15 protein-coding genes and 2 pseudogenes are annotated in these 22,341 nt (G+C 72.9%); 10 read left to right on the top strand and 7 right to left on the bottom strand.

Annotated elements, in window-relative coordinates:
- Positions 1-118: 118 nt before the first annotated feature.
- The 4 genes from ilvD to AB0917_RS05275 form a co-directional block, all read right to left on the bottom strand.
- A complete protein-coding gene (gene ilvD / locus AB0917_RS05290; RefSeq protein WP_366818105.1) occupies positions 119-1,969 on the bottom strand; it encodes a dihydroxy-acid dehydratase in 1,851 nt (616 codons plus the stop codon).
- A gap of 180 nt (positions 1,970-2,149) precedes the next feature.
- Positions 2,150-2,767, bottom strand: a complete 618-nt coding sequence (locus tag AB0917_RS05285) for a TetR family transcriptional regulator (RefSeq protein WP_366818104.1) — start codon at positions 2,765-2,767, stop codon at positions 2,150-2,152.
- Complete coding sequence (locus AB0917_RS05280; RefSeq protein ID WP_366818112.1) at positions 2,764-3,624, bottom strand: sugar phosphate isomerase/epimerase; 861 nt, start codon at positions 3,622-3,624, stop codon at positions 2,764-2,766. Before AB0917_RS05280 ends, AB0917_RS05285 begins: the two co-directional genes overlap by 4 nt.
- A 207-nt stretch (positions 3,625-3,831) precedes the next feature.
- The gene (locus AB0917_RS05275; RefSeq protein WP_366818103.1) at positions 3,832-4,782 is read right to left on the bottom strand and encodes a Ppx/GppA phosphatase family protein; all 951 of its coding nucleotides are present in this window, start codon (positions 4,780-4,782) and stop codon (positions 3,832-3,834) included.
- 40 nt (positions 4,783-4,822) lie between these two features.
- Here AB0917_RS05275 and AB0917_RS05270 point away from each other — a divergent pair, with 40 nt between their 5' ends.
- The gene (locus tag AB0917_RS05270) at positions 4,823-5,680 is read left to right on the top strand and encodes a hypothetical protein (protein WP_366818102.1); all 858 of its coding nucleotides are present in this window, start codon (positions 4,823-4,825) and stop codon (positions 5,678-5,680) included.
- 329 nt (positions 5,681-6,009) lie between these two features.
- Here AB0917_RS05270 and AB0917_RS05265 read toward each other — a convergent pair whose 3' ends face one another.
- The gene (locus AB0917_RS05265; RefSeq protein ID WP_366818101.1) at positions 6,010-7,929 is read right to left on the bottom strand and encodes a hypothetical protein; all 1,920 of its coding nucleotides are present in this window, start codon (positions 7,927-7,929) and stop codon (positions 6,010-6,012) included.
- Between the two features lie 178 nt (positions 7,930-8,107).
- Here AB0917_RS05265 and radA point away from each other — a divergent pair, with 178 nt between their 5' ends.
- Together radA and disA are read left to right on the top strand one after the other, a co-directional pair.
- Positions 8,108-9,520: a DNA repair protein RadA gene (radA, locus tag AB0917_RS05260; RefSeq protein ID WP_366818100.1), complete on the top strand. Its 1,413-nt coding sequence runs from the start codon at positions 8,108-8,110 to the stop codon at positions 9,518-9,520.
- An 81-nt stretch (positions 9,521-9,601) separates the two neighbouring features.
- The gene (gene disA, locus AB0917_RS05255; protein ID WP_015609320.1) at positions 9,602-10,726 is read left to right on the top strand and encodes a DNA integrity scanning diadenylate cyclase DisA; all 1,125 of its coding nucleotides are present in this window, start codon (positions 9,602-9,604) and stop codon (positions 10,724-10,726) included.
- A 263-nt stretch (positions 10,727-10,989) separates the two neighbouring features.
- Here disA and AB0917_RS05250 read toward each other — a convergent pair whose 3' ends face one another.
- The gene (locus tag AB0917_RS05250) at positions 10,990-11,757 is read right to left on the bottom strand and encodes a hypothetical protein (RefSeq protein ID WP_366818099.1); all 768 of its coding nucleotides are present in this window, start codon (positions 11,755-11,757) and stop codon (positions 10,990-10,992) included.
- A 313-nt stretch (positions 11,758-12,070) separates the two neighbouring features.
- Here AB0917_RS05250 and AB0917_RS05245 point away from each other — a divergent pair, with 313 nt between their 5' ends.
- The 5 genes and pseudogenes from AB0917_RS05245 to cseC all read left to right on the top strand — a co-directional run bounded on the left by AB0917_RS05245 (position 12,071) and on the right by cseC (position 17,061).
- Positions 12,071-12,985, top strand: a complete 915-nt coding sequence (locus AB0917_RS05245; RefSeq protein WP_366818098.1) for an A/G-specific adenine glycosylase — start codon at positions 12,071-12,073, stop codon at positions 12,983-12,985.
- A gap of 164 nt (positions 12,986-13,149) precedes the next feature.
- Positions 13,150-13,674 (top strand): annotated as a pseudogene (locus tag AB0917_RS05240) (SigE family RNA polymerase sigma factor); the annotation flags it as partial.
- Between the two features lie 488 nt (positions 13,675-14,162).
- Positions 14,163-14,822 carry a hypothetical protein gene (locus tag AB0917_RS05235; RefSeq protein WP_366818111.1) on the top strand — a complete coding sequence of 220 codons (660 nt, stop codon included), beginning with the start codon at positions 14,163-14,165 and terminating at the stop codon, positions 14,820-14,822.
- A gap of 18 nt (positions 14,823-14,840) precedes the next feature.
- Entirely contained in the window at positions 14,841-15,554 is a 714-nt protein-coding gene (cseB, locus tag AB0917_RS05230) for a two-component system response regulator CseB (protein WP_366818097.1), read from the top strand.
- 169 nt (positions 15,555-15,723) lie between these two features.
- The gene (cseC, locus tag AB0917_RS05225) at positions 15,724-17,061 is read left to right on the top strand and encodes a two-component system sensor histidine kinase CseC (protein WP_366818096.1); all 1,338 of its coding nucleotides are present in this window, start codon (positions 15,724-15,726) and stop codon (positions 17,059-17,061) included.
- Positions 17,062-17,395: 334 nt separating this feature from the next.
- On the opposite strand, the gene AB0917_RS05220 is transcribed toward cseC, so the two are convergent.
- Entirely contained in the window at positions 17,396-18,115 is a 720-nt protein-coding gene (locus AB0917_RS05220) for a M23 family metallopeptidase (RefSeq protein WP_366818095.1), read from the bottom strand.
- A 458-nt stretch (positions 18,116-18,573) separates the two neighbouring features.
- Here AB0917_RS05220 and AB0917_RS05215 point away from each other — a divergent pair.
- Together AB0917_RS05215 and AB0917_RS05210 are read left to right on the top strand one after the other, a co-directional pair.
- Positions 18,574-18,915, top strand: a pseudogene (locus AB0917_RS05215) (trypco2 family protein); the annotation flags it as partial.
- A gap of 128 nt (positions 18,916-19,043) precedes the next feature.
- Positions 19,044-22,307: an NACHT domain-containing protein gene (locus AB0917_RS05210; protein WP_366818094.1), complete on the top strand. Its 3,264-nt coding sequence runs from the start codon at positions 19,044-19,046 to the stop codon at positions 22,305-22,307.
- The last annotated feature ends 34 nt before the right edge of the window (positions 22,308-22,341 follow it).

Raw genomic sequence — 22,341 nt, 5'->3', positions numbered from 1 at the left:
CTGACGCGGGGTTGTTGGAGGTCGTGTGTGGCCAGTAGGAGGGTGGTCGAGCACCCGGCCCGTGTGCGTGCTCGATAGCCGACTAGGCGCGTGCGGGCGTAAGGCGGTGCCTGTGCGGTCAGCCCAGCTTGGAGACGTCGCGGACCGCGCCCCGGTCCGCGCTCGTCGCCATCGCCGCGTAGGCGCGCAGCGCGGCCGAGACCTTGCGCTCGCGGGCCTTGGGCGCGTACACGCCGTTCAGCGCCTCGCGGCGGGTGGCCAGTTCGGCGTCGTCGACCAGCAGCTCGATGGACCGGTTCGGGATGTCGATGCGGATGCGGTCGCCGTCCTCGACGAGCGCGATCGTGCCCCCGGAGGCCGCCTCGGGTGAGGCGTGGCCGATGGAGAGGCCCGACGTGCCGCCGGAGAAGCGGCCGTCGGTGACCAGGGCGCAGACCTTGCCCAGGCCCCGGCCCTTGAGGAAGGAGGTGGGGTAGAGCATCTCCTGCATGCCGGGGCCGCCGCGCGGGCCCTCGTAACGGATGACGACGACGTCGCCCGGCTCGATCTCCTTGCGGAGGATCTTGTCGACGGCCTCCTCCTGCGACTCGCAGACGACGGCCGGGCCCTCGAAGGTCCAGATCGACTCGTCGACGCCGGCCGTCTTCACGACGCAGCCGTCCACGGCGAGGTTGCCCTTGAGGACGGCGAGGCCGCCGTCCTTGGAGTAGGCGTGCTCGACGTCGCGGATGCAGCCGCCCGCCGCGTCCAGGTCGAGGGTGTCCCACCGCTCGGACTGGGAGAAGGCGGTCGCGGAGCGGACGCAGCCGGGGGCCGCGTGCCACAGCTCGACGGCCTCGGGGGACGGGGAGCCGCCGCGCACGTCCCAGTTCTTCAGCCACTCGGCGAGGGTGTCGGAGTGCACGGAGTGGACGTCCTCGTTGAGCAGGCCGCCGCGGTGCAGCTCGCCCAGGAGGGCGGGGATGCCGCCGGCGCGGTGGACGTCCTCCATGTAGTACGTGCCGCCGGGGGCGACGTTGGGGGCGACCTTGGACAGGCACGGGACCCGGCGCGAGACCTCGTTGATGTCGTCGAGGTCGTACGCCAGCTCCGCTTCCTCGGCGGCGGCCAGCAGGTGCAGGATCGTGTTGGTGGAGCCGCCCATGGCGATGTCCAGCGCCATCGCGTTGTCGAACGCGGCGCGGGTGCCGATGGAGCGGGGCAGGACCGTCTCGTCGTCCTGCTCGTAGTACCGCTTGGTGATCTCGACGACCGTGCGGCCGGCGTCCTCGTACAGCGCCTTGCGGGCGGTGTGGGTGGCGAGGACCGAGCCGTTGCCGGGGAGGGAGAGGCCGAGGACCTCGGTCAGGCAGTTCATCGAGTTGGCGGTGAACATGCCCGAACAGCTGCCGCACGTGGGGCAGGCGTTCTCCTCGATACGGAGGATGTCCTCGTCGGAGACGGACTCGTCGACCGCGTCGCTGATCGCGTTGACCAGGTCGAGTTTGCGCACGGTCCCGTCGACGAGGGTGGCCTTGCCGGCCTCCATCGGGCCGCCGGAGACGAAGACGGTGGGGATGTTGAGGCGCATCGCGGCCATCAGCATGCCCGGTGTGATCTTGTCGCAGTTGGAGATGCAGATCAGCGCGTCCGCGCAGTGCGCCTCGACCATGTACTCGACGGAGTCGGCGATCAGGTCGCGCGAGGGCAGGCTGTAGAGCATGCCGCCGTGGCCCATCGCGATGCCGTCGTCCACGGCGATGGTGTTGAACTCGCGCGGGACCGCGCCCGCCGCCAGGATCGCCTCGGAGACGATCCGGCCGACCGGGGCGAGGTGGGTGTGGCCGGGGACGAACTCGGTGAACGAGTTGGCGACCGCGATGATCGGCTTGCCGATGTCCGCGCTCGCTACGCCCGACGCGCGCATAAGGGCGCGCGCGCCCGCCATGTTGCGTCCGTGGGTGACCGTGCGGGACCTCAGCTGGGGCATCGTCGCTCGCTCCTTCGGCAGGGAGACTGCCTCCGACAGATAAAGAAAGACCGTCTTCGAGCGTACGCCCCGAATCCAAGATCTGGACAGGCTGTCCGGAATACGGGACACCCTGGTCGCTGGGTGGGCACGGGCCGCAGGCCGTACGGCTCAGCTGCCGTAGCTCGGCTGCCGTACGGCTCAGCTCTCCGTCAAGTATCTCTGGAGGGTCGGCGCCACCATGGCGACGATGTCCTCCGGATCGGCCGACGCGAGCGGCTCGGCGCGGATCACGTACCGCAGCATCGCGATGCCGATCATGTGCGAGGCGGCCAGCTCCGCGCGGAAGGTGGCGTCCGGTACGTCGAGGTCCGCCGCGATCCTCTCCAGCAGCCGCCGCAGGACGAAGCCGCGCAGCACCTTCGCCGCCGCCTCGTGGGTGAGCGCCGAGCGCAGGACCGCCACGAGCGGCGCGCGGGTGGCCGGGTTCTCCCATACGGAGAGGAAGTAGCGCGCCAGCCGCTCCCCCAGGCCCTCCGGGGGGCCGCCGAGGACCTCGGTGATGACGAGGGCCGGTTCGAAGGAAAGCTCGACGGCGGCTGCGAAGACCTCGTCCTTCGTGCCGAAGTAGTGGTGGACGAGGGCCGCGTCGACCCCGGCGGCCTTGGCGACCTGGCGGATCGAGGTCTTGTCGTAGCCGCGCTCGGCGAACTCCGTACGGGCCGCCCGCAGGATGCGCGTACGGGCGTCGGGGCCTTCGGCGGAGGCCTGGCGGGAGGGGCGGCCCCGGCGCCGGGGGGCGGGTGCGTTCTCGGTCACGGGCGGCGGGTCTCGGGGGCCGGGTCCGTGGTCGTGGCGGAGGTGGCCGGGTCCGGGGTCGTGGCGGAGGAGGCGAGGTGGAGGCGGGTGAAGGCCAGGGCCTCGGCGAGGTCGGCCTCACGTTCGGCGGAGGACATCGCGCGGCGGGTGTTGACCTCGATGACGACATGGCCGTCGAACGACGTACGGGCTAGACGCTCCAGCAGCTCCGCGCACGGCTGGTCGCCCCGGCCGGGCACCAGGTGCTCGTCCTTGGCCGACCCCCTGCCGTCGGCGAGGTGCACGTGGGCGAGCCGGTCGCCCATCCGGTCCACCATGGCGAGCGCCTCGGTGCGGGCGGTCGCGGTGTGCGAGAGGTCGACCGTGAAGTGCCGGTAGTCGTCGTTGGTGACGTCCCAGTCGGGGGCGTACGCGAGCATCTCGCGGTCCCGGTAGCGCCACGGGTACATGTTCTCGACCGCGAACCGGACATCCGTCTCGTCGGCCATCCGCCAGATCCCGGACACGAAGTCCCGGGCGTAGTTGCGCTGCCACCGGAAGGGCGGGTGCACCACGACGGTGGACGCGCCGAGCCGCTCGGCCGCCGCCCTGGCCCGCTGGAGTTTGACCCACGGGTCGGTGGACCAGACCCGCTGGGTGATCAGGAGGCAGGGGGCGTGGACGGCCAGGATCGGGACCTGGTGGTAGTCGGAGAGCCGGCGCAGAGCCTCGACGTCCTGGCTGACGGGGTCGGTCCAGACCATGACCTCGACGCCGTCGTACCCCAGGCGCGCGGCGATCTCGAAGGCCGTCGCGGTGGACTCGGGGTAGACCGAGGCCGTTGACAGGGCGACCTTCGCATCGGGGATGCGCACCACTGGTTCTGCCACCTGGACAGCGTACGGGCAGTGGTGCGCCGCGCCGAGGGGCCGTGGCGGAAAGTGATCAGGGCCATGGGTGTACGGGGTGGGCGTGACGTACGGGGATTGCGTGACGTGCGAGGCGTGCGTGACGTACGTGGTGGGCGTGGTGGATGTGGCGTATGAGGTGGGCGTTGTGGATGTGGCGTACGTACGGCCCTGTCGTCACCTCGGCAGTGCGGCCCGCTCCACCGGGAGGTGGTCCAGGCGGCGCAGGATGACGCCCTCGCGCAGGGCCCAGGGGCAGATCTCCAGCTCGTCCACGCCGAACAGGTCCATCGCGCCCTCCGCCACCAGCGCCCCGGCCAGCAGCTGGGCGGCCCGGCCCTCGGAGACGCCGGGCAGTCGGCCGCGCTCCTCGACGGTCATCGCCGCCAGCTTCGGGACCCACTCCTCCAGGGCGCTTCGGCTGAGACAGCGCTGGACGTAGAGGCCCTCGGTGGAACGGGCGGCGCCGGCGATCCTGGCGAGCTGCTTGAAGGTCTTGGAGGTGGCGACGACGTGGTCCGGGCGCCCGGCGCGGCTGAATTCGCCCACCGTCCGCGCGATGCTCGCCCGCACGTGCCGGCGCAACGCCCTGACCTGCTCGGGGTCGGCCGGGTCGTCCGGCAGCCAGGCGCCGGTGAGGCGGCCCGCGCCCAGCGGCAGGGAGACGGCGGTGTCCGGCTCCTCGTCGATCCCGAAGGCGATCTCCAGCGAGCCGCCCCCGATGTCCAGGACCAGCAGCTTCCCCGCCGACCAGCCGAACCAGCGGCGGGCGGCCAGGAAGGTCAGCCGCGCCTCCTCAACACCGCTGAGGACGGCGAGGTCGACGCCGGTCTCGGCCCGTACGCGGTCGAGGACCACGTCCGCGTTGGTCGCCTCGCGCACCGCGGAGGTGGCGAAGGCGAGGACGTCCTCGCACCCCTTGTCCTCGGCGGCCTGGACCGCCCCGGCTATCGTCGCCACGAGGCGGTCCACGCCGAGCGGGCCTATCGCGCCGCCCGCGTCGAGCAGTTCGGCCAGCCGGAGCTCCGCCTTGTGCGAGTGCGCGGGCAGCGGGCGGGCGCCGGGGTGGGCGTCGACCACCAGCAGATGAACCGTGTTCGATCCCACGTCGAGGACTCCGAGTCTCATACCGGAACGCTACTGCGCCGCCGCGTCTTACTCTGGGCTCGTGCCAAAGACGAAAAAGGCGAAGCCGGGCAAAGCAACGAAGAATCAGAAGACGAACAAGGAGAGCGCACGGCCGGAAGCGAACACACCGGATGTCGGCGCGCCCGACCCGTCCGACGAGAAGGGCATCGACTTCGCGCGGGCCTGGGTGGAGTTCCCCGACCCCGGCGACGACGAGCAGGTCTTCCGCTGCGACCTGACCTGGCTGACCTCCCGGTGGTCCTGCATCTTCGGCAGCGGCTGCCAGGGCATCCAGGCGGGCCGCGCCGATGACGGCTGCTGCACGCTGGGCGCGCACTTCTCCGACGAGGACGACGAGAAGCGGGTCGCCGAGAACGTGGCCCGGCTCACCCCCGACCTGTGGCAGTTCCACGACGTCGGTACGGAGTCGGGCTGGGTCGGCGTCGACGAGGACGGCGAACGCCAGACGCGCCGCTGGGAGGGGTCCTGCATCTTCCAGAACCGGCCGGGGTTCGCCGCCGGGGCGGGCTGCTCGCTGCACATCCTGGCGCTGCGGGAGGGCAAGGAGCCGCTGGAGACCAAGCCGGACGTCTGCTGGCAGCTGCCGGTGCGGCGTACGTACGACTGGATCGACCGGCCCGACGACACCCGGGTGCTCCAGGTGACGATCGGCGAGTACGACCGCCGGGGCTGGGGTCCGGGCGGGCACGATCTGCACTGGTGGTGCACCTCGGCGACGTCCGCGCACGGGGCCGGGGACCCGGTGTACGTGACCTATCGGCCGGAGCTGACCGAGCTGATGGGCAAGGAGGGCTACGACCGGCTGGTCGAGCTGTGCGAGCAGCGGCTGGCCTCGCTGCTGCCGATGGCCCCGCATCCGGCGGACCCGAAGGGCTGAGCGTTGGGGCCGTCCGGGAGGCGGATCCCGGCTGAGGGTGTGTGCCGTCTGCGAGCCGGGGCTGTCTGGAAGCCGGGCCCCGGCTGAGGGTGTGTCCCGTCTGCGAGCCCGGTCCGTCCGGGAGCCGGGCCCCGGCTGAGGGTGTGCCGTGTCCCGGCTGCGAGCCGGGTCCCGGACGGGCGTGTGTCCTCGCTGCGAGCCGGGCCCGTCCGGCGAGCGGGCCCTGCTCCGAGAGCGGGGCCCACACCGGGAAGCGGGGTCCACACCGGAAAGCGGGGTCTCCACCGGGAGCGGGGCCCGTCGTTACGTCGTCACTCCGCCCCGCTTCGTCACTCCGCCGGCCCCGGGTCGCTCGGGGCCGGGGAGGTCGGGGGCGGGTCCGTGGGGTCCGGGTCGGGTGGGTCCGTCGGGCCGGGCGGGTCCGTCGGATCGGTCGGGGTGGGGTCGGTCGGATCGGTGGGTGTGGGGTCCGTGGGGCCGGGGTCTGTGGGGCCCGGGTCGGTCGGGCCCGGATCGGTGGGGCTCGGGCCCGGGTCCGTCGCGCCGGGGTCGGTCGGGCGAGGGCCTGAGCCGTCCGTCGGGCCGGGGGAACCGGGGGCCGGGCGCGTCGGACCGGGGCCGGTGCCGGTGGGCGGAGCGGTGGCACCGTGACCGTCGATGATCACGGCGGAGCCCGAGGGGCTCAGCGCGATCCAGGCGCGCCACGGGCCGCGCGGGGCCGCCGCGTGGTTCACCGCGACCGCGATGGTGGTGGACCGCCCGGCCGCGAGGGTCCCCGACGTACGGCTCAGGCGCAGCCATCGCGCGTCCGTGGCGGCCGTCCAGTCGACCGGGCCGTCGGCGGAGGCGGTCAGCGTGATCGTCGTGAGCGCGCCGGAGGTCCGGGCGGTGACGGTCAGGCCGCCCGCGCCCTCCCGTTCGCCGCCGACGCTGACGACCTCGGCCGTGACGTCCGGGGAGTGGACGCCGCGCCGGTCGCCGGGGCGGGCGTGGCCCGTCTTCTCGTACGGGGTCGCGGGGTCGTCGCTCCGCTCGCCCGCGCCCTCGATCTTCGTGGCGGTGACCTTGGAGCCGTCGTGGCCCTCGCCGGTCAGCGGGGCTCCCCGGTACGCGGCCCACAGGGCGATCACCGGGGCGGCGACCACGGTGGCGACCACCGTCGTCGTCACGACCCGGGCGCGCAGCCGGTCCCGGCGGGCGGCGTGGTCCTTGGGGTCCAGCGGGTAGCCGGTGCGGCCGAAGCGGGGGCCGCCCGAGCGGGAGCGCCGGGCCTGGGCCAGGGCGACGTGCACGGAGGGGCGGGGGGCCTCGACGAGCGGCAGCGGGGCGGCCGGGGAGACCGAGGCCCCGGGCCAGGGGCCCGCGGCGTCGGCCCGTTCGGCGGCTCGGCGGCACCGGGGACAGTCGTCGACGTGCCGGACCAGCTCGCGGCGCAGGGCGGCGGAGAGCAGCACCTGATGGTCGCCGGTGAGGCGGGCGACGGTGGGACAGCCGGCGGTCTCCACGACGGTGAGCGCGGCGCGGGTGCGCTCGACCTCGCAGGCGGCGGCGGCCAGGAGCTCGCGGGCGGTGACCGGCTCCAGGCCGAGCACGGAGGCGACGGCACGGGGGGTGAGGCGGTGGCGTACGGCCAGTTCGAGGGCTTCGCGCTGCTCCGGGGTGGTGCCCGCGGCCTCGGGCCAGGCGAGTGTGGCCAGCTCCCGGCGGCGGGCCTCGGCGGCCGGGGACTCAGCGGGGGCGGAGGTGGTGGCCTCCTCCGGGGTGGGGGGCCCGTCCTGCCGGCTCCCCGGGGCGGGGGCGCTGCCCCGGCCCCCCACGGCGGCCGGGGTGCGTTCCGCCGGGGCCGCCGCGCCCCGGGCCGGTGGCTGCGGGGGCCTGCGGTGGGCCTGGCGGCCGCGCCTGCGCTCGGTGAGGGTGCGCAGGCACGTCCAGCGGGCCAGGGCGTAGAGCCAGGATTGACGTTCCTCCTCGGCCGCGGGGCAGCGGGCGTCGTGCCGGTCCGCGATGGCCAGGACCGCACCGAGCGCCTCGGTCGCCGCCTCGTGGTCGCAGAGCACGGAGAGGCAGTAGGTGAAGAGGCCGTCGAGGTGCGGCTCGTAACGTGCGGCCGGTCGCTGGGCCGAGGCGTGAGGTGCTCGTCGGTGCGCCCGGTGTGCGCCGGTGGTGTGCGTGGGGGTCTGCAGCCTGCTGCTCGTCACCCGGCGACCGTAGGCAGGGGAGTACGTGCCCTTGGCGCCCCTTGAACACATTTAACCCTTACGGGTGAACGCATCCCTCGAACGGGGACGGAGGTCACGGGCTGCGACCGAAGTGCTTCCGCAGTGCTTCCGTGCGCCCTCCGTGCGGCGGGGCGCTCGGCCGACGGGGTCGCGCCCCCGTCGTGACGGCGTTGTCGGCGTTGTCAGACCCCACCTATACGGTGACGCCATGGCTGCCCGTACGAAATCCGCGAAGGACCGGCCGTCCTACCGCTGCACCGAATGCGGCTGGACCACCGCCAAATGGCTCGGCCGTTGCCCCGAGTGCCAGGCGTGGGGGACGGTCGAGGAGTTCGGCGGCGCCCCCGCCGTGCGCACCACCGCGGCCGGCCGGGTCTCCACCGCCGCCGTGCCGATCGGCCAGGTGGACAGCCGTCAGGCCACCGCGCGCTCGACAGGCGTCGGTGAGCTGGACCGGGTGCTGGGCGGCGGGCTCGTGCCGGGGGCCGTCGTGCTGCTGGCGGGCGAGCCGGGCGTCGGCAAGTCGACGCTGCTGCTGGACGTGGCGGCCAAGGCGGCGAACGAGGACCACCGCACGCTGTACGTGACCGCCGAGGAGTCCGCGAGCCAGGTCCGGATGCGGGCCGACCGGATCCGGGCGATCAACGACCACCTCTACCTCGCGGCGGAGACCGATCTGTCGGCGGTGCTCGGGCATCTGGACGCGGTGAAGCCCTCGCTGCTCGTCCTGGACTCGGTGCAGACGGTCGCCTCGCCGGAGATCGACGGCGCGCCCGGCGGGATGGCCCAGGTCCGGGAGGTCGCCGGGGCGCTGATCCGGGCCTCCAAGGAGCGCGGGATGGCCACGCTGCTCGTCGGCCACGTCACGAAGGACGGCGCGATCGCCGGGCCGCGGCTGCTGGAGCACCTGGTCGACGTGGTGCTCTCCTTCGAGGGCGACCGCCACGCCCGGCTGCGCCTGGTGCGCGGCGTCAAGAACCGTTACGGGGCGACCGACGAGGTCGGCTGCTTCGAGCTGCACGACGAGGGCATCACCGGGCTCGCCGACCCCTCGGGCCTCTTCCTGACCCGGCGCGACGTGGCGGTGCCGGGCACCTGTCTGACGGTGACGCTGGAGGGCAAGCGGCCGCTGGTCGCCGAGGTCCAGGCGCTCACCGTCGACTCCCAGATCCCCTCGCCCCGGCGCACCACCTCCGGTCTGGAGACCTCCCGGGTCTCGATGATGCTCGCCGTGCTGGAGCAGCGCGGCCGGATCAGCGCGCTGGGCAAGCGGGACATCTACAGCGCGACGGTCGGCGGTGTGAAGCTCACCGAGCCCGCCGCGGATCTCGCCATCGCGCTCGCGCTGGCCAGTGCCGCCAGCGACACCCCGCTCCCGAAGAACCTGGTCGCGATCGGTGAGGTGGGGCTCGCGGGTGAGGTCAGAAGGGTCACCGGGGTGCAGCGGAGACTGGCCGAGGCACACCGTCTCGGCTTCACCCACGCCTTGGTACCGACCGACCCGGGGAGGGTTCCTTCGGGTATGAAGGTCACAGAAGTCGCCGACATGGGGGATGCTCTGCGGGTCCTCCCTCGCCGTCCTCGACGGGAGGCACCACAGGAGGACAACGCGCGCCGGTAGACTTTGCCCTGGTCTCGCCCGCCCGTGGACACGGCATGGGGGACGCAAGGGCACCGCAAACCTGTTGACCGGAGGAGTGCAGTGGCAGCCAACGACCGGGCGGCAGCGCCCGGAAAGTCCGGCCAAGGCACCGGCAACGAAGCGCTGATGCGCGCCTCGTTGAGCGCGGTCGCGCCCGGAATGGCCCTGCGGGACGGCCTGGAGCGCATTCTCCGTGGCAACACCGGCGGGCTGATCGTCCTGGGCATGGACAAGACCGTCGAGTCGATGTGTACCGGCGGGTTCGTGCTGGACGTCGAGTTCACCGCGACCCGCCTGCGCGAGCTGTGCAAGCTCGACGGGGCGCTGATCCTCGACAAGGACATGACCAAGATCCTGCGGGCCGGTGTGCAGCTGGTCCCGGACGCCTCGATCCACACGGAGGAGACGGGCACCCGGCACCGTACGGCGGACCGGGTCTCCAAGGCGTGCGGCTTCCCCGTCGTCTCGGTCTCCCAGTCGATGCGCCTGATCGCGCTGTACGTGGACGGGGAGCGGCGGGTCCTGGAGGAGTCCTCCGCGATCCTGTCCCGGGCCAACCAGGCGCTCGCCACGCTGGAGCGGTACAAGCTCCGCCTGGACGAGGTGGCCGGCACGCTCTCCGCGCTGGAGATCGAGGACCTGGTCACCGTCCGGGACGTGACGGCGGTGGCGCAGCGGCTGGAGATGGTGCGGCGGATCGCGACGGAGATCGCGGAGTACGTGGTCGAGCTCGGCACCGACGGACGCCTCCTCTCGCTCCAGCTGGACGAGCTGATCGCGGGCGTGGAGCCGGAACGCGAACTGGTGGTCCGGGATTACGTGCCCGAGCCGACGGCGAAACGGTCGCGCACGGTGGCGGAGGCGCTGACCGAGCTGGACGCGCTGAGCCACACGGAGCTGCTGGAGCTGCCGGTGGTGGCGCGGGCGCTGGGGTACAGCGGTTCGCCCGAGACGCTGGACTCTGCGGTCTCCCCCCGGGGCTTCCGGCTGCTGGCGAAGGTGCCGAGGCTGCCGGGGGCGATCATCGAGCGGCTGGTGGAGCACTTCGGCGGCCTCCAGAAGCTGCTGGCCGCGAGCGTGGACGACCTCCAGACCGTGGACGGGGTCGGGGAGGCGCGGGCGCGGAGCGTGCGGGAGGGGCTCTCGCGGTTGGCGGAGTCGTCGATCCTGGAGCGGTACGTCTGAGTTGGGCCGTGGGGGGTCGTCCTTGGTGGGCGGCCTCCCTTTTGTGTGCCGTCCACCGGGGCTGGAGGGTCCGTCCTCAAACGCCGGACCGGCTGGCGTGCGGTGGCCCGGGACACCCATAGACGCATCGACCACCAGGGCTGGAGGTTCCGCCCTCAAACGCCGGACGGGCTGGGGTGCCGTGGTCCGGGACACCCTTAGACGCATCGGCCACCAGGCCGAGGGGTCGTCCTCGAGCGCTGGATCGGCTGGGTCAGGGGCTGCTAGTCCTTCTTCAGGACGAAAGAGGCTCGGCGGACCGGGGTGTCCGGGGCCTTGGCCTCCAGGAGGTAGGTGCCGGGGCCGGCCTTCGTGGCCGGTGGGGTGGCGCAGTTGGGGGCGGAGCGGGTGCGGTTCCAGTCCACCGTGTGCACGATCGTCGCGCCGGCCGGGACCTGGAGGAAGACCGGGCCCGGGGTCGCGGGGCAGTCCTTCGAGGACCAGATCACGTCGTCGTCCGCGCTGGCCTCGGTGACCGTGAGCACCACGTTCTTCGGTCCGAGGTCGGCCTTGCAGGTCGCCGACGAGGTGTTCCGGGCGATGATGTCGAACGTGGGCCGGTCGTCGGGGCCGTAACTGACCTTCGTGCGCAGGGTCAACTCCAGCGCGCCGGGCTCGCATTCGGGGAGCGGGGAGCCCGCCGGGACCTGCTGGCCCGCCGTGGAGCCGCCTGATCCCGTACCGCCGGAGCCCGGACCGGCCGTACCTCCGGCGCCCGTTGACGCGCCGTCGGATCCCGATCCGTCGTCCGAGCCGCCGGAGCCACCGCCCGTACCGCTGCCCGTGTCGCCGTTGGCGCCGTCGGAACCGCCCGAGCCGCTCTCCTCGTCCGAGTCCCCCGACTCGTCGCGGCCGCCCGGCTGTTGGCTGATCGCCGGGCCCGAGCTGCCCGGCCCCGGGGTGATCGACTTCACCGGGTCGGAGCCGCCGGCCTTGCCGTCGTCCTTGGTCCCGCCGCCGCCGAGCGTGGTGACCGCCCAGGCGATCAGCACCGCGATCAGCGCAACCAGAAGCCCCGCTACCGCCCTTCGGCGCCAGTAGATGCTGGAGGGAAGCGGACCGACCGGATTGCGCATAGATCCCACAAGCCGAACTGTACGAGAGATCGGGTCCGACTCAGGCCCCACCCGCCGCTCCGGTCACAAGTTTTGCCGATCATCATCAAGTTTTGCCGATCATCATCACGGCGACCCGGTCACAGGGGACAGAACGGGTGGCGTTCTCACCCCCCGGAGCCACCGCGCGGGCCGACACCCCCACACCCGTGACACCCGGCCCTCCTTCCGTGCCAGGATCGTCGGTGCGATGACTGCCATGACTTCGACTTCCCCCCAGACGCCCCCCGCCGCCGCCTCCCTCCACACCCCCGTCATCGGGTGGTTCGAGCAGCACGCCCGCGATCTCCCCTGGCGCCGCCCCGAAGCGGGCGCCTGGGGGGTGATGGTCAGCGAGTTCATGCTGCAGCAGACCCCGGTGAGCCGGGTCCTGCCGGTGTACGAGCAGTGGCTCGCCCGCTGGCCCCGCCCCGCCGACCTGGCCGCCGAGGCGCCCGGGGAGGCGGTCCGCGCCTGGGGCCGGCTCGGCTACCCGCGCCGCGCGCTGCGGCTGCACGGGGCCGCGCAGGCGATAACGGAACGGCACGGCGGTGACGTACCGAGCGAGCACGGCCAGCTGCTGGCGCTGCCCGGGATCGGCGAGTACACGGCGGCGGCCGTGGCCTCGTTCGCGTACGGGCAGCGGCACGCGGTGCTCGACACGAACGTCCGCCGGGTGTTCGCCCGCGCCGCGAACGGCGTCCAGTACCCGCCGAACGCGACCACCGCCGCCGAACGCAAGCTCGCCCGAGCCCTGCTGCCGGACGAGGACGAGCGCGCGGCCCGCTGGGCGGCGGCCACGATGGAGCTGGGCGCGCTCGTGTGCACCGCGCGCAACGAGGACTGCGACCGCTGCCCGATCGCCTCGCAGTGCGCGTGGCGGCTGGCCGGGAAGCCCGCGCACGAGGGGCCGCCCCGCAAGGGCCAGACGTACGCGGGGACCGACCGGCAGGTGCGCGGGCGGCTGCTCGCGGTGTTGCGGGACGCGCTGAACCCCGTACCGCAGGCGGCGCTGGACGCGGTGTGGGAGGAGCCGGTGCAGCGGGCCAGGGCGCTGGACGGGCTGGTGGCCGACGGGCTCGTCGAACCGCTGGCCGACGGCCGGTACCGGCTGCCGCTGACCTGACCCGGTCCTGATGCTGTCCTGAACCGGTCCTGAACCGGCGCTGTTACACAACCGATGGCCAGCCGTGCGTCGGCGTACGGCTGCTCCGCACAGCCTCGTGACAACGCCTCCGTAGCGTCTCCGACAGCAGTACACGGGGATTCACGGGGACGGAGGCGGTTGTCATGGCGCAGGGCGAGGTGCTCGCGTTCGAGGACTACGTACGCACACGGCAGGACGCGCTGCTGCGCAGCGCACGTCGTCTGGTCCCCGACCCCGTGGACGCGCAGGACCTGCTACAGACCGCTCTGGTGCGGACGTACGGCCGCTGGGACGGCATCGCCGACAAGTCCCTCGCCGACGCCTATCTGCGCCGCGTCATGATCAACACCCGTACGGAGTGGTGGCGGGCGCGCAAGCTCGACGAGGTGCCCACCGATCAGCTGCCCGACGCGAGCGTCGACGACGGCAGCGAGCAGCGGGCGGACCGCGCCCTGCTGATGGACGTCCTCGGGATCCTGGCTCCGAAGCAGCGCAGCGTCGTCGTGCTGCGACACTGGGAGCAGATGAGTACGGAGGAGACGGCCGCGGCGCTCGGCATGTCCGCCGGTACGGTCAAGAGCACGCTGCACCGGGCGCTGGCGCGGCTGCGGCAGGAGCTGGAGAGCCGGGAGCTGACGAGCCGCGAGGCGGTGGCCCGCGAGACCGGAGCCCGGCAGGGGACCGGGACCGGCGGCCGGCGGGAGACCGGGAGCCGCGGGGAGACCGGGAACCGCCGGGAGGGCGCGAGCCGTCTGGGAACCGGGAGCCGCGGGGAGACCGCGAGCCGTCAGGGGAACGGGAACCGTCCGGTGGGCGCGAGCCTTCCGGAGACCGGGAACCACCCGGCGGACGCTAACCGTCCGGCGGACGCGACCCGTCCGGAGACGGGTGGCCACCGGGGTACGGCGCCCGCCGTCACCGGCCGGGTCCCGGCCCAGCGGGCGAAGGTCACCTCCGTCACGGCGGCGCGGGCCCACACACCGGCGCCGCACAACGGGCGTCACGACGAGCGGGGGCGGGAGCGGTGCGCGGCCTGACAGGCAGCAGCGACGGCAGCGGGAACAACGACGGGGCCGGCGGCGGGAACGGCGGCGAGGCGGGCAACGACGAGGGCGCCTCCGGGAGACCCCGTCGGAACCGCGGGTTCCGGGCAGGTATGGCGGCGAGTGGGACGGCCCTGGCCGGACTCGCCGCCTTCGGGCTGTTCTGCGTCGGCTGCGCCACCGGCGGCACCGGCACCCGCGACGAGGGCCCCGCCGTCAGTCAGCCGGTCGCCCAGGCCTCCCCCCGGTCCACCCCCTCCGGCACGGCCCCGGCCACCCGGCGCGTCGACGCCGTGGCCCTCCTCAAACGCGACCCCACGGTGAGCGAACGGGTCAGGGAAGGGCTCCGGCCCTGCGCCGGCAAGGCCTACCCGGTCGACACCTCCTACGGCTCGATGACCGGCGGCACCTCCGCCGATGTCGTGGTCAACGTGATGAGCTGCGCCGATTCGGTGGGGGTGGGGACGTACGTCTACCGCGCCCGCGAGGACGGCTCGTACGAGAACGTCTTCATGGCCGAGGTCCCGGCCGTCTACGGAATCATCGACCGGGGCGACCTCGTGGTGACGACCCAGATCTACGGGTCGAAGGATCCGCTGGCGTATCCGTCCGGCTCCGAGGTGGTCACCTACCGTTGGGCCAACGAGCGCTTCACCGAGCACGACCGGGTGCACAACGACTTCAGCCGTGCCGTCGACGGCACGGAGATCGAGGCCCCCACGCAGGCGGAGCCGGTGGACCCGGACTCCCCGGCCGAACCGAGCGGGAACTGAAAGCGAGACGCAACGTCCATGGCCGAGACCCACGTCCTCTTCGTCGAGGACGACGATGTCATCCGTGAGGCCACCCAGCTCGCCCTGGAGCGGGTCGGCTTCACGGTCACCGCGATGCCCGACGGGCTCCTGGGCCTGGAGGCCTTCCGGGCCGACCGGCCGGACATCGCGCTGCTCGACGTGATGGTGCCGGGGCTCGACGGGGTGAGCCTGTGCCGCCGCATCCGGGACGAGTCGACCGTACCCGTGATCATGCTCTCCGCGCGGGCCGACTCGATCGACGTGGTGCTCGGCCTGGAGGCCGGGGCGGACGACTACGTCACCAAGCCCTTCGACGGCGCGGTCCTGGTCGCCCGCATCCGGGCCGTACTGCGCCGCTTCGGCCACGCGGCCGGGCCGGAGGCCACGGGCCAGGGCGGTACGGAGGAGGGCGCCGAGGGGCTCGGCGGGGTGCTGGCCTTCGGTGACCTGGAGGTCGACACGGACGGCATGGAGGTGCGGCGCGGCGGTGAGCAGGTGGCGCTGACCCCGACCGAGATGCGGCTGCTGCTGGAGTTCTCCTCGGCGCCCGGCACCGTGCTCTCCCGGGACAAGCTCCTGGAGCGGGTCTGGGACTACGGCTGGGGCGGCGACACCCGGGTCGTGGACGTGCACGTCCAGCGGCTGCGCACCAAGATCGGCCAGGACCGGATCGAGACGGTCCGCGGCTTCGGCTACAAGCTGCGCGGATGAAGCGGCCGGTGCTACCTGTGTGGATAGGGCGGCCGGTGCCACCGGGGTGGACAGCGCGGCTGGTGCCGTCCGGGCGGATAGTCAGGCCGGTGCCGTCCGGGCGGACAGTCAGGCCGGTGCCGTCCGGGCGGACAGTGCGGCCGGTGCCGTCCGAGTGGGTGGTGTGCGGATGAAACGACTGGCCCTGCGGACCGGTGTCCGCTGGAAGATCAGCATCGCCATCGCCGCGGTCGGCGCGCTCATCGCGGTCGCGCTGAGCCTCGTCGTACACAACGCGGCCCGGGTCTCGATGATCGAGAACGCCCGCGAGGTGCAGCTGGAGCGGCTGCTGGGCGCGCAGCGGTTCTACGAGGCGACGAGCATGCAGAAGGGCGGGCCCAAGTTCGGGGCGAAGCTCAACGACCCGGCGATCCCGCCGAGCCTGCGCGACGAGGTCCGCAAGAACCGGCGGGCCACCCATGTGACGCAGACCGCCGACGGGGTGCCCGACGTCTGGGCGGCCGTGCCCCTGGCCAACGGGGACGTGCTCTCGCTGCACACCCGGTTCGCGGACCGGTCCGCCACGATCATGGACGACCTGGACCGGGCCCTGATCATCGGCTCGGTCTCGGTGGTCTTCGGCGGCTGTGCGCTCGGCGTCCTCATCGGGGGCCAGCTCTCGCGCCGGCTGCGCAAGGCGGCGGCCGCGGCGGGCCGGGTCGCCGAGGGCCACACCGACGTACGGGTCCGGGAGGCCGTCGGCGGGGTCGTCCGCGACGAGACGGACGAGCTGGCGCGGGCGGTCGACGCGCTGACCGACGCGCTGAACGAGCGGATCGAGGCGGAGCGCCGGGTCACCGCCGACATCGCCCACGAGCTGCGCACCCCGGTCACCGGGCTGCTCACGGCGGCCGAGCTGCTGCCGCCGGGCCGCCCCACCGAGCTGGTACGGGACCGGGCCCAGGCCATGCGGACGCTGGTCGAGGACGTGCTGGAGGTGGCCCGCCTGGACAGCGCGTCGGAGCGGGCGGAGCTTCAGGAGCTGCCGCTCGGGGAGTTCGTCAGCCGGCGGATCGGGCTGCTGAACGCGGATGTGACCGTGCAGGTGGTGCACGAGTCGTGGGTCTCCACCGACCCGCGCCGCCTGGAACGCATCCTCGGCAACCTTCTCGGCAACGCGGCCAAGCACGGCTCCACCCCGGTGGAGGTCACGGTGGAGGGCCGGGTGGTACGGGTCCGGGACCACGGCCCCGGGTTCCCGGAGGAGCTGCTGCGGGACGGGCCGAGCCGGTTCCGTACGGGCTCCATGGACCGGGCCGGGCACGGGCACGGCCTTGGCCTGACGATCGCGGCGGGCCAGGCGAGGGTGCTGGGGGCCCGGCTGACCTTCCGGAACGCGGCGCCGGTGGGTGCGGCGGAGGGCACGGGCGGGGCCATCGCGGTGCTGTGGCTGCCGGAGCACGCGCCGACGGCGACGGGGAGCTTCCCGATGCTGCGGCCGGCGGACGAGCGGCAGCCGCAAGGGTGAGGGGCCTTGCTCCGCCCCTGCTCCCTGCCTCCTGTCTCCCTGTCCCCCACCTCTCTATCCCTGCTCCCTGCCCCGCTGTCCCCTGTCTCTCTATCTCTGCTCCCTGCCCCGCTGTCCCCTGTCTCTCTATCTCTGCTGCCTGCTCCCCTCCCCCTGTGGCAACGCCGACGGCGACCCCGAGGAGTGAGCCGTGAGGCTGTCCTCGACGTCGCCGTCGGTCGGGTGACCCGGGCGCACGCCCCGGGTACCGGGGTGTAACGGGTCCACTGACTCTCTTCGGTTGTGTCGCGTGCCCGCCGGGTACCGGCGGGTCTGCGCGGTTACGCCGGCCGGATCAGATGGAGACGTGCACCGAGCGCAGGTACGCGGCCGGGTTCAGCGCCGAGCCGTAGTTCGGGCTGGTGCGGATCTCGAAGTGCAGGTGCGGGCCGCTGGAGTTCCCGGTGTTGCCGGACAGGGCGATCTTCTGGCCCGTCTTGACCTGCTGGCCGATCTTCACGTTGATCTTCGACAGGTGCGCGTACTGCGAGAACTTGCCGTTGGAGTGCTTGATCACGACGGCGTTGCCGTACGCGGGGCCGTCGCCGCCGCCGTTGGGGCCGGCCTTCACGATGGTGCCGGTGTGGGCCGCGGTGACCGGGGTGCCGATCGGCACGGCGAAGTCCTGGCCGGAGTGCTTGGCGGCCCAGCGGGCGCCACCGGTGCCGTAGCTGGCGCTCAGCGTGTACTTCTTGACCGGGGCCTTCCAGGAAGCGGCGTTCTTCTTCGCCGCCTTCTTCTTGGCCTCGGCCTTCTTCTTCGCGTCGGAGGCCTTCTTCGCCGCCGTCTTCTTGGCCGTCTCGGCGGCCTTGCTCTGCGCGGCCGCCTGCTGGGCGACCGACTCGGCGGTGGTGCCCGCGGTAAGGGTGGCGGTGCCCGTGGCACCCGAGGTGCCCGATGCGAACGCCGTGCCGGCACCCAGCACCACGGACGCTCCCAGGCCGGCGGCCAGGACGGCGCCGCGGATACGGGAGGCGGACGGGCGGATGGTGTGCTGGTTCGTTGCGCGCTTCATACGGTGAAGTCCTCCGAAGGTGAGTGGACCCGGCGTGCTGTCCGGGCTTGCTCCACCTTGGTAACCCGCACCCCCGCCGGTGCTCAAACACCCCATCTACGAAGAAAAGCCGTAGAAGGGGGGCTGGGAATTCGTCGCGGTTGTCCCGCTTCGGGAGGCGGGACCGGGCGATGGAATCCCGTACGCGAAGGGGGTTTAAACGCTGCTCTGGGGGTATTTTTCCGGACAGGGCACCGTGAACGGGCCGTATCGCCCGCCGCGCCGGAGCCGCCTCCGCCTGCCGGGGCCGAGGTCCCCGCACCGGTCCTGGCGCCATCTCCTAGCGCGGGTAGTAGGCCTGTTTCGGCCTGTGCGCCTTGTCACCGCCGGTGGGACCTGAGTACGTCCGTTTCGGGACCTTCGGCCTGCCGCATCACTACGCTGGCGGGAAAGCCGAACCACGCCCCGGGGGGACCACCATGACGGCCGAGAACACCCATGACCTGGACGGCATCGAGCTCGCCGATGCCGTCGAATCCATCCGCAACCAGCTGGTGGAGGCGGCGGCGCGGGCCACGGGCCGGCCGGTCTCCTTCGAGGTCGGTGACATCCAGATGGAGTTCACCCTCGAACTGCGCAAGGAGGCCAAGGCGGGCGGCAAGGTGAAGGCCTGGGTGGTCGAGGCGGGCGCGGACGCGTCCCGGTCGACGGGCCGTACGCACAAGGTCGCCTTCACCCTGAGCCCGCGGAACGCGGTGACCGGGGAGGCGTGGGAGATCGGCACGGAGGACGACGGGTCGACGGCGGGGTTCGGTGAGGGCCCCGGAGCGGGCGGGGACACGGCGGACCTCGGCGACGGGACCGCGCCGGACAGGAACACGGCGCACCTCGGCGACGGAACTGCGCCGGACAGGGACACGGCGGGGTTCGGTGAGAGGGCCGGGCGCCCGTGAGCCTCGCGCCCCCGCCCGTCACCCACCTCGCCGACCGTACGGTGGTCGTCTCCGCGGTCCGCCAGGGCAGCGGTGTCCTGCTCACCGACCGGCTGGTCCTGACCTGTGCCCATGTGGTCAAGTCCGGGGCCGTCCTCATCGCCCACCCCGCGCTCCGGGACCGCATAGGGGCCACGGTCGCCTGGATCGACCACCGGCTGGACGTGGCACTCCTGGAGGCCACCGAGCCGGTGCAGCCGGTCGCCCCGGTACGGCTCGGGGTGCTGGAAACCCGCCAGGCGATCCCCGGGTGCGAGATCACCGGCTTTCCGCGCGTCCACCGCTACGGCCCGGACCGGCGGCTGGAGGTGGACCAGTACACCGCGACGGTCCTGCCCGTCGCGGGCCGGGTCCGTGACCTGCTGGTCTGCGCTCTGGACACCCCGCCCGCCCCGCGCCCGGACGACAAGCCCGCGGCCCTGTCCGGGCTCTCCGGCGGCCCGGTCTTCCTCGGGGCCGTACTGCTGGGCATCGCCCTCCAGGTCCCGCGACAGCGCGAGGGCCACCGGGTCGAGTGCGTCCCCCTCGGCCCGGTCCTGGCGGCGGAGCCGTTCGTGCGGGCCTGCCGCAGGACCGGCTTCGAGCTGCGCCACGAGCGGGTCCACGGCCATTTCCCCAGGGACCAGCGGTACGAGTCGGAGTACGCGCGAGCGCTCGGCGTCGCGTACCGCCGTACGAAGATCGTGGGCCTCGACGAGCTGAGCCGGCGCGACGCCGAGTGGGACCTCGACACGGCCTACCTGAGCCTGGAAGCCCAGGCCCAGGCCTCCTCACCCCGGGCCGCCGACCCGCTGCTGCCCCAGCGCATCGACACCCTCCTCACCGACCGCCCCCGGGTCCTGCTGCGGGGCGAGGCGGGCGCGGGCAAGACGACCCTGCTGTGGTGGCTGGCGGCCCGTGCCTCGGCCGGCACCCTGGACGGCGACCTGGCCCCGCTGAACGGCCTGGTCCCCTTCGTCGTCCCCCTGCGCACCCTGCGCGCCCGCGGCGGCACGTTCCCGGGGCCCGCGCAGCTCGCCGGCGCGGGGGTCCTGGCGATCGACGCTCCCCCGGAGGGATGGGCGGGCCGGGTCCTGGAGTCCGGCCGGGCGCTGCTGCTGGTGGACGGCTTGGACGAGGTGCCGCCGGAGGAGCGTGAGCAGGCGCACGCCTGGCTGTCGCAGCTCCTGGCCCGCTACCCGGAGACCCGGTGCGTCGTGACCGTACGACCGCTCGCCGTCGAGCCGGACTGGCTGCGGTCGGAAGGCTTCGCGGAGTTACGTCTGCTGCCGATGCGGAACGAGGACATCCAGGCGTTCGTGGCCTCCTGGCACCGGGCGGCCCGGCTCTCCGAGCAGGACGACGCCGACCGCCTGGACGAGCTGGAACGCGACCTCTCGCTCCAGTTCGTCCAGAACCCCACGCTCCGCGACCTGGCCCGTACACCGCTGCTCTGCGCGGTCATCTGCGCCCTGCACCGCCTCCGCGACGGCTTCCTCCCGGAGACCCGCTGGGAGCTGTACCACTCGGCCCTGGGGATGCTCCTCGGCCATCGCGACCGCCGGCGCCGGATCGCCGACCCCGAGGGCATCGGCCTCGACGTCGAGGAACACACCCAGCTCCTCCAGCGGATCGCGGTGTGGCTGGTGCGCGAGGGCCAGTCGGAGTTCACCCGGGACCAGGCCCTGCACCAGCTCGGCCGGGCGCTGGCGGGGATGGCGCGGGTGAGCGCCCAGGGCCCGCCCGCGAAGATCCTCACCCACCTGCTGAACCGCAGTGGCCTGCTCCAGCAACACACCGACGACACCTACCAGTTCATCCACCGCACCTTCCAGGACTACCTGGCCGCGAAGGAGTTCGTCGAGGGCGACCACCTCAACGAACTGCTGCGCCACGCGGACGAGGAGGCCTGGCAGGACGTGATCCTGCTGTCGGCGGGACATTGCAGCAGACGTGAACTCGCCCTGCTGGTCGACGGGTTGCTGAACGCCGGCGAGGCCCACAAGGAACAGTCCGCCGATCGGACCACGCTGCACGTCCTGGCTGCCCTGTGTGAACAGCACGCGACCTGGCTGGACGGCGGCGTACGGGAGCGGGTCCGGCTGTGCGTCGCGGCGTTGTTCCCTCCCGGCCGCGATCGTCTGGCGCGCACCCTGGCCCGGCTGGGCCCGACCGCGTTGGTGAACGTCCCCGCACCGGAGACCTGCGCTCCCGACAGCGACCAGGCCGGGCGGATGGTGGACCTGATCGGATACGTCGGAGGCGACGCGGCGCTCCCGCTCGCGCGGGCCTGGGCACGTGTCCACCCGGGGCTCGTCGACAGACTCCTCCGCCCCTGGGCGAACTTCCCAGCGCGGCGGTACGCCGAGGAAGTGCTGGCCCACCTCGACCTGTCGGAGACGATCGTCATGATCCACGACCGGCCTCGGGCCCAGCTCCTGCCGCTCCTGCCGCTCGCTCGGCGCGTCATGCTGGGCCCTGGCATCACCGACACGGAGCTCGGCACCGCGATGAGCGGTGGTCAGGTGGAGTCGCTGCACCTCAGCTACAACCACCTCATCTCCGATCTGACGCTGTTGCGGCCGTGTGCCGACCGGATGATCGACCTGCACCTGCGCGACTGCCCGGCGGTCCGCGACCTCACCCCGCTGGCCGAGCTGACCGCCCTCACCTCGCTGAACCTCGGCCTTGGTGGCCTCACCCCTGAGTCGTTGTCCGTGATCCGGGCTCTGCCCTCTCTCCGGTATCTCAGGCTGGACGGACTGGACATGGACCGGTTGAGCGACGTGCCGCCGCACTCCGGTGTCTCCACGCTGAGGGTCGGCTTCGTCGAAGAAGCCGTCTTCGACGGGCTCGAAGCATGGCAGTCCCTCACCACACTGGAAGTCGGGTTTCCCACGGACATCCGCGGGGTTCTCACCGCGATGGCCAAGGCTCCCCAGGTCACCGAACTGCGCCACGACACGTTCCCCTGGGACGATGTGGACCGGCTCATGCCTGTCCCGTCCCTGCTGGACATCACGGTCGATGCTCCGCCGGACACCAGGGGCCTGCTGCGGCTACGGCGGCTCTTCCCCGCTCTCACGAGCCTGACCCTGTTCCCCGAGCCGACGTTCACCGAGCTGGACCTCACGCCGCTGCACGAGTGGACCGGACTGCGGGTGACCGTCTCCGGCTCGGCCCCGGTGGAACTCCTGGGAGCCGACCTGCTCGGCGACCGTCTCAGCACCGACTACTACTGACCCACGGAAAAGGGGCTGCCCCGGACCGGCCGTG

It is taken from the genome of Streptomyces sp. NPDC007346, from assembly GCF_040703535.1.
Lineage (GTDB): Bacteria > Actinomycetota > Actinomycetes > Streptomycetales > Streptomycetaceae > Streptomyces.
This window is presented reverse-complemented; position numbering and strand designations above follow the sequence as displayed.